The sequence below is a fragment of the Antrihabitans stalactiti genome, from assembly GCF_012932915.1.
GTDB classification, from domain to species: domain Bacteria; phylum Actinomycetota; class Actinomycetes; order Mycobacteriales; family Mycobacteriaceae; genus Antrihabitans; species Antrihabitans stalactiti.
In genome coordinates, this window is the sequence record NZ_VCQU01000002.1 from 102488 (window position 1) to 115289 (window position 12802).

Annotated in this window: 13 protein-coding genes; 9 read left to right on the forward strand and 4 right to left on the reverse strand. The window is 63.5% G+C overall.

The annotated features are described in order from the left end of the window. Positions 1–49 precede the first annotated feature (49 nt). A complete protein-coding gene (locus tag FGL95_RS06160; protein WP_169585355.1) occupies positions 50–733 on the reverse strand; it encodes an O-methyltransferase in 684 nt (227 codons plus the stop codon). A gap of 2 nt (positions 734–735) precedes the next feature. Beyond that, the gene (locus FGL95_RS06165; RefSeq protein ID WP_169585356.1) at positions 736–1797 is read right to left on the reverse strand and encodes a M48 family metallopeptidase; all 1062 of its coding nucleotides are present in this window, start codon (positions 1795–1797) and stop codon (positions 736–738) included. Between the two features lie 90 nt (positions 1798–1887). Here FGL95_RS06165 and FGL95_RS32865 point away from each other — a divergent pair, with 90 nt between their 5' ends. From FGL95_RS32865 to cysC, 9 genes are all read left to right on the forward strand, one after another. After that, positions 1888–1977: an Ms4533A family Cys-rich leader peptide gene (locus FGL95_RS32865; RefSeq protein WP_338079731.1), complete on the forward strand. Its 90-nt coding sequence runs from the start codon at positions 1888–1890 to the stop codon at positions 1975–1977. A 153-nt stretch (positions 1978–2130) separates the two neighbouring features. Continuing rightward, on the forward strand, positions 2131–3162 hold the full coding sequence (locus FGL95_RS06170) for a sulfate ABC transporter substrate-binding protein (RefSeq protein ID WP_169585357.1): 1032 nt from the start codon (positions 2131–2133) through the stop codon (positions 3160–3162). A 100-nt stretch (positions 3163–3262) separates the two neighbouring features. Next, on the forward strand, positions 3263–4066 hold the full coding sequence (gene cysT, locus FGL95_RS06175) for a sulfate ABC transporter permease subunit CysT (protein WP_206071631.1): 804 nt from the start codon (positions 3263–3265) through the stop codon (positions 4064–4066). Then, entirely contained in the window at positions 4063–4869 is an 807-nt protein-coding gene (gene cysW / locus FGL95_RS06180) for a sulfate ABC transporter permease subunit CysW (RefSeq protein ID WP_169585359.1), read from the forward strand. The genes cysT and cysW overlap by 4 nt, the downstream gene beginning before the upstream one ends. After that, on the forward strand, positions 4866–5915 hold the full coding sequence (locus tag FGL95_RS06185; protein WP_169585360.1) for a sulfate/molybdate ABC transporter ATP-binding protein: 1050 nt from the start codon (positions 4866–4868) through the stop codon (positions 5913–5915). Before cysW ends, FGL95_RS06185 begins: the two co-directional genes overlap by 4 nt. Positions 5916–5927: 12 nt before the next feature. Continuing rightward, positions 5928–7289 (forward strand): sulfatase-like hydrolase/transferase, encoded by a 1362-nt coding sequence (locus tag FGL95_RS06190; RefSeq protein ID WP_169585361.1) that lies wholly within the window; start codon positions 5928–5930, stop codon positions 7287–7289. Positions 7290–7382: 93 nt separating this feature from the next. Beyond that, on the forward strand, positions 7383–8183 hold the full coding sequence (gene stf0, locus FGL95_RS06195) for a trehalose 2-sulfotransferase (protein ID WP_169585362.1): 801 nt from the start codon (positions 7383–7385) through the stop codon (positions 8181–8183). Beyond that, positions 8180–9109, forward strand: a complete 930-nt coding sequence (gene cysD / locus FGL95_RS06200) for a sulfate adenylyltransferase subunit CysD (protein WP_169585363.1) — start codon at positions 8180–8182, stop codon at positions 9107–9109. The genes stf0 and cysD overlap by 4 nt, the downstream gene beginning before the upstream one ends. Continuing rightward, positions 9109–10986, forward strand: coding sequence for an adenylyl-sulfate kinase (gene cysC, locus FGL95_RS06205; RefSeq protein WP_169585364.1), 1878 nt, complete (start codon positions 9109–9111; stop codon positions 10984–10986). The genes cysD and cysC overlap by 1 nt, the downstream gene beginning before the upstream one ends. Here the strand turns inward: cysC and FGL95_RS06210 are convergent. After that, positions 10971–12005 carry a winged helix DNA-binding domain-containing protein gene (locus FGL95_RS06210; RefSeq protein ID WP_338079732.1) on the reverse strand — a complete coding sequence of 345 codons (1035 nt, stop codon included), beginning with the start codon at positions 12003–12005 and terminating at the stop codon, positions 10971–10973. The two genes, cysC and FGL95_RS06210, sit on opposite strands and share 16 nt — an antisense overlap. Positions 12006–12034: 29 nt before the next feature. Further along, positions 12035–12802: a CbiX/SirB N-terminal domain-containing protein gene (locus FGL95_RS06215; protein ID WP_169585880.1), complete on the reverse strand. Its 768-nt coding sequence runs from the start codon at positions 12800–12802 to the stop codon at positions 12035–12037.

A 12802-nucleotide genomic window follows, 5' to 3' on the forward strand; every position in this document is an offset into this window, starting at 1 on the left:
CATTGATCGCGTTGGTGCTGTTGGTCGTTGTCGCCTGGCTACTGGCGCACTAGACCCTGACAGTCAGCTCCAGGCCTCCGGTGAACGGAAGAGTTTGTGTCACAAGTCGATTGGCCGGATCGGCGATGAAAGCGAAGTAATCGGCGTAGGAATCGCGGAATTGGGTGGTGTTGTCGGCAACGACAATCGCGCCAGGTCGCAAGTGCGGCGAAATCCGTTCCAAGGCCGGCCGGGCCATCTCGGTCCAGATATCGATGAGTGCGAAGTCGACAGGACCCTCGATAGTCGCCAAGGTCTCGCGCAGGTCGCCTTCTCGCAGGTCCACGAACTCTGTGAGGCCGGCCTCCGCCCAGTTGCGCCGCGCCGCCTCGGCTTTCGCGGGCTCGTACTCGGTGCCGATCACCACTCCGTTGCCGCCCTCAGCCGCAGCCACCTGACGGACCGCTTCGGCGAGATAAATCGTCGAGACTCCGTGCGACGTGCCCGCCTCCACCACTCGGCGAGCGCGCAGACTCAGACACAGGCGGTGACAGAACAGCGCTTTGTCTTGCTCCAGTGCGACCAATTTGTCCGCCATGAACTGGTTGGCGTCGTCGTCGAAGTGTTCCCAGTCGAAGCCGCCTGCCTTTGCGCGGTCGGTGAAATACGAAATAAGGTCAGGGTCTTGACCGGCGCTGCTGCCGTGGAGTCGAGCCAGCAAGGCATCGAGTTCCGGATTGCCGAGAGTTGTCATGATCAGTCGTCTCCGCGGTTGACCCGCCAATCGGCGAGCTTGCTGGTGATATTCGAGACGGCCTCGTTGAGGCCCTGGCTTACAGTCTGTGCGGCCGAACTCCAGTCGCGCCCCACATCCCGGACCGTGCGGATCAACGGATCCTCGGACTCGTCGAACGACTCCTTGTAGCTACGGGCTGCACCACGAATCTCGTCGCCGATGGACGCATTCTTGTCGTCGGCACGCAACGGATAGTCGCCGGCCATGATCGTGCGGTACTCACTGCTCTTGACCCAACTCCGCAGCGCACCGGCGCGGAGCACCGAGAACGGATGCGTCTGCAGTTCGAGGTTCAGCAGCTTGAGAACGCCGTCACGCAGGTCGCCCGACGCCTCGTATTCGGCGGCCTGGTCCAGGAAGGCGACGGTATTCATCGCTGACAGCCGCGGCCCACCTGCCAACTTCATGTGGACCCGAATCGCTGCATCGAGGTCTTGCGAGCACAGCATGCCCGCACGGTCGCCCGACAGCTCGGACTTGCGGTTCCATTCCATCAACGCCGCGACGATCGCGCGGACAGCCCATCCGCCGACCGGCATCCAGCCGATGCTGCCTGCCAGGCGCATGAGGTGCATCAGGATCGTCCGATAGACGGCGTGGCCCGACATGGCGTGGCCGAGTTCGTGCCCGACGATGAAACGCAATTCCTCGTAGTCCAGCAGATCGATCAAACCCGTGGTGATGACGACGAAGGGCTTGTCCATACCGATGGTGAAGGCGTTCGGCGTCGGGTCTTGCAGGACGAAGAACTCCGGTGTGCTGTCCGAGTCCAGAATCGCCACACAGTCGGCGCGGAGGTGATCGATGCTCTGGAACTGTCGTTCATCGACCCGGACGGCGGTGGCGAGATACAACAACCGGTGCTGACGTTCGCGCAACAAGCCCGACAGCGTCTTCAACACCGTGTCGAAGCCGGACAGCGACCGCAGGGTTACCAGCGCCGTCCGGTCTGCAGGGTGTTCCCAGGCACGCGAGCTGATGCCGGGGAACCGCTTTCGAGTGCGGTCCGGACTGTCGGTCATCGGTTATTCCCCCAAGAACAAGAATGAAGCCACATGCCAGCCTAACCGCTCGAATGGAGCGGTCTCCAAGGCTCTGCTAAAGTCTGCCGCGTGTCTGCAGCCGCCGTACAGAAGGTCCGCCATCGCTTGGCGTTGATTGCTGTCGGCATGCTCGCAGTAGCCGACATCGACTGTCGCTGATCTAATTTCGCTGCGCCGCACGGTATTCGCCGGCATTAGCGTTCGATAACCCCGCCTTTGCCGCCGGGTTCCGCCATGCGCAGCACGCCGCAGACTTTTGTCGTTCGTCGTTTCACCCTCTCTCGAAATCCCATTTTGAAAGGCTCAACCGTCATGAGACGCAGATCTCGCTATTTTGCAACAGCTCTTGTCACCATCGGAGCGGTCGCTCTCACTGCCTGCGGCGGCGGAGCCAGCGACTCGACCAGTGGTGAGGAAGGCACGGGCGACGGCAGCAACGGCACGCTCAACCTGTTCGCATACGCAGTCCCGCAGGTCGGCTACGACAAGATCAAGCCGGCATTCAACAAGACCGACGCCGGCAAGGGCGTCAAGATCCAGGACACCTACGGCGCCTCCGGCGATCAGTCGCGCAAGGTCGCAGACGGCGCCCCTGCCGACTTCGTGAGCTTCTCGGTGGAGCCTGACATCACCCGTCTGGTCGACAAGGGTCTCGTCGACCCGACGTGGAACGCCGACGCATACAAGGGCATTCCGTTCGGTTCGGTCGTCACGATCGTCACCCGCAAGGGCAACCCGAAGGGCATCAAGGACTGGGACGACCTGCTCAAGCCGGGTGTCGAGGTCGTCACCCCGAACCCGTTCAGCTCGGGCTCGGCGAAGTGGAACCTGCTTGCGCCATACGCGGCCAAGTCCGAAGGCGGAAAGAACCCGCAGGCCGGTCTCGACTACCTGAACTCGCTGATCACCGAGCACATCAAGGTGCAGCCGAAGTCCGGACGCGAAGCGACCGACACGTTCCTGCAGGGCTCGGGCGACGTTCTGCTGAGCTACGAGAACGAAGCGTTGTTCGTCGAGCGCCAGGGCAAGGACGTCGAGCACGTGACCCCGCCGACCACGTTCAAGATCGAGAACCCCGTCGCCGTCATCAAGACGAGCCAGAACATCGCAAAGGCGAACGCGCTCAAGGACTTCCTCTACACCAAGGAAGGGCAGAAGCTGTGGGCGGAGGCCGGGTTCCGTCCGGTCGATCCTGAGGTCGCCAAGGAGTTCACCAAGGACTTCCCCGAACCGGCGAAGCTGTGGACGATCGCCGACCTCGGTGGCTGGAAGGCCGTCGACAAGGACCTGTTCACCAAGGACACCGGCAAGGTCGCGGTAATTTACGACGCGGCGACCAAGTAGTCGATCGGTAGCCTGAATCGTTGTGACGAACCTTCAGAAGGCGGACGCTGGACCGGTTGCCGGTCCAGCGTCCGCTGGGAGAAAGAAGCGCGGTCTCGGATTGACGCGCGTTACCGGCACCGTCGGTCCGCTGAGCATTGCGGTGACCGTGTTGTGGCTGAGCCTGATCGTGCTGCTTCCGTTGGCAGCACTGACCGTGACGTCGTTCGACGAGGGGGTCAGCGGTTTCTGGGATGCGGTGACGGCTCCTGCCGCGGTCGCGTCGCTGAAAGTGACCATTCTCGTCTCGGCGATCGTCGCCGTGGTCAACGTCGTCATGGGAACGCTCATCGCCTGGGTGTTGGTGCGCGACGAGTTCCCGGGCAAGCGAATAGTCAACGCACTCATCGACCTTCCCTTCGCTTTGCCGACCATCGTGGCAAGCATTGTGCTGCTCTCGCTCTACGGTCCGATGAGTCCGATCGACGTCCACCTGTACGCGACACGCCCCGGCCTGATCGTGGCGCTCGCGTTCGTGACGTTGCCGTTCGTCGTTCGGTCCGTGCAGCCGGTGCTGATCGAAACCGATCGTGAGGTCGAAGAGGCCGCGGCGTCGTTGGGTGCAGACAATTGGACGACGTTTCGCTCCGTCGTGTTGCCCGCCTTGGCGCCGTCGATTCTCAGTGGTGGGGGATTGGCGTTTGCTCGTGCGCTCGGCGAGTACGGCTCGGTTGTGCTTATCGGCGGAAATATTCCGAAGCTGACGCAAATGACGCCACAATATATTCAGCAACAGATCGAAATCGATCGCCCGATCAATGCGGCCGCAGTTTCGGTGTCGTTGCTGGCCATTTCTTTCCTGGTGCTGTTGGTGTTGCGTCTCTTTGCCGAACGCGGACAACGTAAAGAGGAGCACGCGCCGTGAATGTTTCGACGCGATCGCGGATATCGTTGCGCGTTGTCGCGCTGGGCTATCTTGTCGTGCTTCTCGTATTCCCCATTGTCGTGATCCTGTATCGCACCTTCGGTGAAGGTGTCGGCGCATTCATCGATTCGGTGACGACGCCCGCTGCCATTTCGGCGCTGCAACTCTCGCTGCTCATCGTGGCGATCGTTGTCCCGGTGAACGTGGTGTTCGGCGTGGTCACCGCGCTCGCACTCGTGCGGGGTCGCTTTCCTGGGCGGCGGCTGATTCAGGGCATCGTCGACCTGCCGTTCGCGATCTCGCCGATCATCGTCGGCGTTTCGCTCATCATGTTGTGGGGCGTGCATGGCTGGTTCGGCGGTATCGAAAAGACCGGTTTCAAGGTCATCTTCGCCCTGCCGGGCATCGTTCTCGCGACCATTTTCGTGACTCTGCCGTTCGTCGTCCGGGAAGTCGAACCGGTGCTCCACGAAATCGGCGACGACCAGGAACAGGCCGCCGCGACACTGGGCGCATCCAAATGGCAGACGTTCTGGCGAATAACGCTGCCGTCGATTCGGTGGGGACTTACCTACGGCATCGTGCTGACGGTCGCGCGGTCGCTCGGCGAATTCGGCGCGGTCATCATCGTGTCGTCGAACTTCGCGGGTAGCTCGCGCACGCTGACTTTGCTGGTGAACGACCGCTATCACGCAGGCCGCGATTTCGACGCCTACGCCGCAGCAACGTTGTTGATGGGCCTCGCGCTCGTGACGTTGCTGGCCATGACCTTGCTCGACCGCAAAAGGGGAGCCAAACAATGATTACCGTGACCGGCGCGAACAAGCGCTATGGCTCATTCGCCGCGCTGGACAACATTTCGCTCGACATCCCTTCCGGGTCGTTGACCGCGCTTCTCGGACCGTCGGGCTCGGGAAAGTCCACGTTGCTGCGGTCGATCGCGGGGCTGGAGAGCTTGGACTCCGGCGTCGTGACGATCTCGGGCAAGGACGTGACGCACGTGTCGCCGCAGAAGCGCGACATCGGCTTCGTCTTCCAGCATTACGCAGCGTTCAAGCACATGACGGTGCGCGACAACGTTGCGTTCGGCCTGAAGATTCGCAAGCGGCCGAAGCCCGAGATCGCCAAGCGCGTCGACGAGTTGCTCAAAATCGTCGGACTCGACGGTTTCCAGCACCGCTACCCGGCCCAACTGTCGGGCGGACAGCGGCAGCGTATGGCTCTCGCGCGTGCGCTTGCAGTCGATCCGCAGGTGCTGCTGCTCGACGAACCGTTCGGTGCGCTCGATGCCAAGGTCCGCGCGGATCTGCGGACCTGGCTGCGTCGGCTCCATGAAGAGGTCCATGTGACTACCGTGCTCGTGACCCACGATCAGGAGGAGGCGCTCGACGTCGCCGACCGGATCGCGGTACTGAACAAGGGTCGGATCGAGCAGGTCGGTACGCCGGAGGATCTCTACGATCGCCCGGCGAACGATTTCGTGATGTCGTTCCTCGGTGAAGTCGCGAAGCTGAACGGTCACCTGGTGCGGCCGCACGATATTCGTATCGGACGCGATCCGAGCATGGCGCTGGTGCAGAACGAAGGGACCGCAGAGTCCGCGGGCGTCACCCGTGCCACGGTGGAACGCGTTGTGCACCTGGGCTTCGAGGTCAGGGTAGAGCTGCGCAATGCCGCGACGAACGAGCTGTTCTCGGCGCAGGTCACTCGTGGCGACAGCGAGGCGCTCGGTCTGCACGAAGGTGAGACGGTCTATGCGCGGGCGACGCGGATCCCGGTGCTTCCCCAGCGGGTGATCGAGCCGGCAGCCGAGGGTGCCGTTGCTGTAACGGCCTCTGCGGCACGCTGATCCGGATCGCTTGTGACGACCCAGCTGCGTGACAATGTCGTCCTCGTGCATTGGCACGATCTCGGCAAGCATCTGAGTGTGTACGGTCATCCGGCCGCGGCGAGCCCAAGGCTCGATGCTCTTGCCGCGGAAGGGATTCTGTTCACGCGAGCGCACGCGACGGCCCCGCTGTGCTCACCGTCGCGCGGGTCGCTGTTCACCGGTCGATACCCACACAGCAACGGGTTGGTCGGCCTCGCACACCACGGCTGGGAGTATCGACCCGACGTCCGGACGTTGCCCAGCCTGTTATCGCAGAATGGTTGGCACACAGCACTGTTCGGCATGCAGCACGAGACTTCGTTCCCGTCACGGTTGGGTTTCGACGAGTTCGACGTCTCGAACTCGTTCTGCGAGTACGTGGTCGCCAAGTCGAACGAATGGCTGCGCTCGCCACCGGAGAAGCCGTTCCTGCTGACCGCCGGCTTCTTCGAGACGCATCGGCCGTATCCGCGGGAACGGTATTCGCCCGTAGCGCCCGAAAGCGTCGATGTGCCGGACTATTTGCCGGACACGCCCGAGGTCCGCGCGGATCTCGCAGAGTTCTACGGCTCGGTCACCGTCGCCGACGCGGCGGTCGGTGAATTGCTCGACACGCTGAAGGAAACGGGTCTGGACCGGTCGACGTGGGTGATCTTCGTGACCGATCACGGTCCGGCGTTCCCGCGGGCGAAATCGACGTTGTACGACCCGGGCACGGGGATTGCGCTGATCGTCGCGCCACCACGCGGACGCGAATTCGTGCCCAGTGTGTACGACGAAATGTTCAGCGGCGTGGACCTGTTGCCGACAATCCTCGGTTTTCTGGGGCTGCCGGTCGCCGATGATGTCGAAGGCGTTTCCCACGCAACGCAATTGCTGTCCCCCGGGGTCGCGGGGTCGGTTCGCGACGCAGTCTTCACCTCGAAGACCTATCACGATTCTTTCGACCCGATCCGAGCGATCAGGACGAAGGAGTTCAGCTACATCGAGAATTACGCGAATCGACCGGAACTCGACCTGCCGTGGGACATCGAGGAAAGTCCGTCGGGTCAGGCAGTCGCCGCGCAGATCGGGCCGGACCGTCCCGCGCGCGAACTGTACGACCTGGTCGCCGATCCAGGTGAGCATCGCAACCTGGCATATGCGCCTGGTTACAAAGAGGTCGTGGAAGGTCTGGCGCTGCGCCTGCACGAGTGGCGACAGCGCACCGGCGATGTCATCCCGTCCGAGTTCGTCGGGACGCGAATCTCGGATCGCTACACGAACGATTACGCGAAAATCAAAGGGCTCGTTCGTATACCGCGTGCCGCACTCGGTAAGGATCGCGGCATCGACAAGCAGGCAGGCCCGTAACCCACAGCTTGCGTTGTCGCGCAAGTAATTTACTCATAAAGATTTGAAATACCTTGCCGTGCAGGGTGATTCCGCTCAGGCTACGATCACACGATGGCCCATCCGCAAACCTATCTGGTGCTCGGTTCGCAGCGCAGCGGAAGCACGCTACTCGTCGAATCGCTACGTGCCACCGGTGTCGCGGGCGAACCGCAGGAGTTCTTCCAGTACCTGCCCTCGACTAGCAGGGCTCCGCAGCCTCGTCAATGGTTCGAGGGTGTCACCGACGAGTCGATTCTCGCCAGACTGGCGCCGTTGGAGGCGGGAACGCCCGACACTCGGAGCAGCGAGCAATGGCGTGCCGACCTGTTACGCGACGGTCGGACCGCGAACGGAATCTGGGGCGGCAAGCTGATGTGGAATCAGACGCCCCTGGTCATCGACCGAGCGGCGGGATTGCCCGAGCGGTCCGGCACGGACCTACGCACTGCCCTCCGCGACATCCTCGGCGACGACATTCTGTTCATCCATATCGCGCGTCGTGACGTCGTGCCCCAAGCAGTCTCGTTCTGGCGCGCAGTCCAAACGCAGACCTGGCGAGGGCAGGCCGACCCGGTGATCGACGGCCTGGCCGAGTATCACGCCGACGGCATCGCGCATTTCGTCACCATCCTGCGCGATCAAGAAGCCAACTGGAGCAAGTGGTTCACCGACGAACAGATCGAACCGATCGAGGTCGAATACCGCGACCTCGTGGCCAACACCACCGACGTGATCGGGCGGATCCTGAAGGAACTGGGTCAGGATCCGACGCTGGCGCCCGCGCCACCGCTTGAACGACAGGCCGGTAAACGCTCACTCGAATGGATCGAGCGGTACAAGGCAGACGCTGCACGAAAGGGACTACCCACATGAGCACCGCGACAATCGAATTGGATACTAGGCGGGTCGACGAACTGCGTGTGCTCGAAGCCGAGTCGGTCCACATCATCCGAGAAGTGGTGGCCGAACTCGAACGGCCGGTACTCCTGTTTTCGGCAGGCAAGGATTCGATCGTCCTGCTTCGTCTCGCAGAGAAGGCATTTCGCCCGTCCCCGGTTCCCTTTCCAGTGCTGCACATCGACACCGGACACAACTTTCCCGAGGTGATCGAATTTCGCGACCGCCGTCTGAAAGAAGGTGGGCACAAGCTGATCGTCGGGTCCGTGCAGGAGACGATCGACTCAGGCCGGGTCCAGGAGGTCGGCGGACCGAGCGGCTCCCGCAACCGTCAGCAAACACGAACTCTGTTGGATGCCTTGGAAGCCGGCCGCTTCGACGCCGCGTTCGGCGGGGCCCGTCGCGACGAAGAGCGTGCGCGTGCGAAGGAACGGGTGCTCAGCTTCCGTGACGAATTCGGTCAGTGGGACCCACGTGCGCAACGGCCCGAACCGTGGTCGCTGTACAACGGCAGAATCCGGCGCGGCGAACAAGTCCGTGTGTTTCCGCTGAGCAACTGGACCGAACTCGATATCTGGCGCTACATCCAGTTGGAGGAACTCGAGCTGCCGTCGATCTACTTCGCGCACGAGCGAGAAGTGTTCGAACGCGACGGCATTCTGCTGGCCACTTCGGAGCACAGCACGCCGACGAAGTCGGAATCGCCTGCGGTCGAATGGGTTCGGTACCGCACGGTCGGAGACCTCACGATCACGGGTGCCGTTCGATCGCGAGCCACAGACATTCCCGGCGTCATCGCCGAGATCTCGGCAGCAACGGTGTCCGAGCGCGGCGAGACGCGCGCCGACGACCGAACGTCGGCAGCAGCGATGGAAGACCGCAAGCGGGAAGGCTACTTCTGATGACCACCACCACACCTGCCGGGCGGCAGCTGCTGCGCCTCGCGACAGCGGGATCCGTCGACGACGGCAAGAGCACGCTGATCGGACGGTTGCTGCACGACACCGACAGCCTGCCGCTGGATCACCTGGAATCGGTGACCGACGATGACGGTGAGCCCGACCTTGCGGCGTTGTCGGACGGCCTCCGCGCTGAGCGTGAGCAGGGCATCACGATCGACGTCGCGTATCGATTCTTCGCGACCGAGGATCGCAGCTACATCCTCGCCGATACTCCTGGGCACGAACGGTATACGCGAAACATGTTCACCGGCGCGTCGAATGCGCACGTCGCAATCCTGCTCGTCGACGCCCGTCACGGCGTGCTTCGGCAGACACGCCGACACGCAAGGATTGCGACACTGTTGGGTGTCCCGCACCTCGTCGCTGCGGTGAACAAAATCGACCTCGTCGATTACGACGAGGTGCGGTTCAAAGAAGTCGAAGCGGAGCTCGCTCAGTTGGCGCACCGGCTCGGCGGGGTCGACCTCTCGGTGATTCCGATTGCAGCCAAGCACGGCGACAACGTGGTGCATCGGTCGACCAACACCGATTGGTACACGGGTCCGACACTGCTGGAGCATTTCCAGTCGATCGAACTTGTTGCGCCGCAAGCCGAACCGCGGGAGCTGCGGTTGCCGGTGCAGTGGGTTTCGCGCCCGACCGAGGGGGAGCGCAGGCGCTACACCGGCCGGTTGTCGGCTGGCACGTTGGCGGTCGGCGACTCGGTGGTGTCACTACCCGCCGGCACGCGGACGACCGTCACCGCTGTCGATACACTCGACGACTCCCGGACGGTTGCCGTTGCGCCGCTGTCTGTTTCGGTCGAGCTGGCCGACGACATCGATATCGGTCGTGGCGACGTTCTGATCAGCGGCGTCGACGACGCCCACGTGCCGGTGCTGGCGCGCGAGCTTGATGCGACGGTCTGCTGGTTCGGCGAGACCCCGCTGCGGGCCGGCGATCGAGTGGCACTGAAACACACCACCAAGACGGTCCGTGCGACGGTCCAGGCGCTCCACACGTTGCTCGACCCCGAGACGCTCGACGAGCACGACAATCCGGTCGCGTTGGCGCTCAACGACATCGGCGCCGTCACGTTGCGCACGAGTTCCATCGTGGTTGCAGACGATTACGCGGGCAACCGTGATGCCGGTGCCTTCATCCTCATCGACGAAACATCGAACGAAACCGTCGGCGCCGGAACGATTCTCGAAGCGCGTGAGGTCAAGCCAGGCGTGCAGACGAGGTCCGACATCAAGTGGCATCCGTCGTCGCTGGACCGTAAGCACCGATGGACTGCAGTCCAGCAGCGTGGGGCGACGATCTGGTTCACGGGCTTGCCCGCGTCTGGCAAGTCGACGGTCGCAGTCGCGCTCGAACGCGTGCTCGTCGAATCCGGGCGTGCCGCATACCTTCTCGACGGTGACAACGTGCGCCACGGCATTTCCGACGACCTAGGCTTCTCTCCCGGCGACCGCGCAGAGAACATTCGTCGGGTCGGCCACCTGACGCGTCTCTTCGCCGATGCTGGCGTCGTGGCGTTGGCGTCGCTCGTGTCCCCGCTGGAATCGGATCGCGAGATTGCTCGCGCGCTCAATCATGCGGCGAAGCTGCCGTTCATCGAGGTGCACGTCGCCACGCCACTCGCCGAGTGCGAACGCCGCGACCCTAAAGGTCTGTACGCGCGGGCACGAGCAGGCGAATTGAAGGGACTCACCGGCGTCGACGCGCCATACGAGCCGCCGCAGAATCCGGACCTGACCATCGACACAACCGGTGCCAACATCGACGACCTGGTCGCCGAGGTACTGGAGGTGCTGGCTCAGTTCGAAAGCTGAACGCTGACCGTCGGAATTCCACGGAAATCGGCAAGCCGCTGCGCCTGCACTTCGATCGCGTCCGTGTCCAGCGGCGCCCAAGGCTCGACGAGGATGGTGAGCTTCTTGCCTGCCGTCTTCGGCCGCCAGATCGCGACGATCTCGCCGCCGCGGACCACGGCACCCGGTCGACCGAGAACGGGCCAGAGTTGTTTTCGGCGAGCCTGGTCCGGCACGAGGAGTTCGCGGTCCCTCGCCTGGAGATACAGGTCGAATGGTCCGAGTAGACGCAGCGCGGTCGACTTCGCTTTGCCGAGCGCTGACGAGTCAGCCTCGAGGATCGAGCCGTGCTCGGTGTCGATGGCGTCGGCAGGCCACCGGGCTTTCACTTCGCCGACGGGGGAGTCGAGGTAGGACGCGACATGGGCTGGCTTCGCCGGGCCGAGCAGACGCAGGTAGCCGCGGATCAGGTCGAATCGGTCTGACACCGTCTCGGCAGGTCCGGTCCAGCCGTCGATCGGCCGCAACACCGGTGGCGACGTACCCGGTTCCAGTTCGAGTCCGGCCTGTAGCGCTGCGATCCGGAACGTCTGCTCGAAGGGGTGAGTTGCGTTGCAGGATCGGCAGAATCTGACGTACTCCTCTGGCAATGTCGCGGTGAGCGCTTGTGAGACTTCGCCTTTCACCATCGGACTCTGCACGATGTGGCGCATTTCGTCCGCGATCCGCTCGAGCGCCTGCAATGCGGGAATGCCGGCCTTGCGCAAGGGTGTGTTCGCATCGAAAATTCTCTTGCCTGCGTCTGCCTCGCTGAACGGTCGCGTGGCAGCGGCGACCTCGGCGATGTCTTTGCGACGGTAGGCGTGCGGTGCGCCGCGGATGGTCCACGCATAGACCAGGTCGTCGGGTGCTGCGTTTCTGACCGCCAGCGCCCACGGCGCACCGTCGGGTCCGGTGTCTTGCACCCCGACATCGAGAACCGCGGAGCCGGTCTGTGCGGCAAATCGGTAGGCCAGCACACGCTTGCGGTCCAGGGTCACTCCACCATTCAACCCCCGAGGGGCAAGCGTCAGGCCGAGATGCGGTCGGCGAGTTCGGCGAGAGCGCGGTCGTAGCGCGCGATCGCAACCTCTGCGAGAGCCGGATGCGTTCCGATGGTGTTGGCGTGGAGAGTGTTCGGCGAGAGCGCGGTCACTCGGTCAGTGAGCAGTCCGGGGGCGAGGAACCACGGAGCGACCACGATTCGTTGCGCACCTGCCGCGCGTAGTGAGGCGACTGCGTCCGTGACGCCCGGTTCGGTGGTCGCAAAGCATGTCTTCGCGGTCCAGGCGGTGCCTTGTGCGACCAGTCGGGCGATCCCATCCGTCTTGTGATTCGCGCTAGCCGATGACGAGCCGACAGCGGCGACCGCGACACCGACAGTCTCGTCGTCGAGATCGACGCCCGCCTCCAGAATTCGGTCGCGCACCGCGTCGACCAGCAACGGGTCGGAGCCGAGGACGTCTGACTGCGTCAAGCTCAGCCGGGAATGGCGGGCGAGGATCGCGGGAAGATCCACCCGAGCATGGAAAGCGCTGCCCAGCAGCAGCGGTACGACCACGGCTTCGCGATACCCATCGGCGACAACGCCATCGACGACGCAGTCGATCGACGGCGCGTTCAGGTCGAGGAACGCGAGGCGCACGTCGAGGTCGGGCCTCGCAATACGGATTTGTTCGACCGCCGCGTGAATCGTTGCAGCTGAACGAGGGTCACGGCTGCCATGCGCAACCGCGATCAGCGGCTGCGCAGCCCCCTGTGCGCGAGTCTTACCCCCGGAGGGGTAAGACTCGCGCAC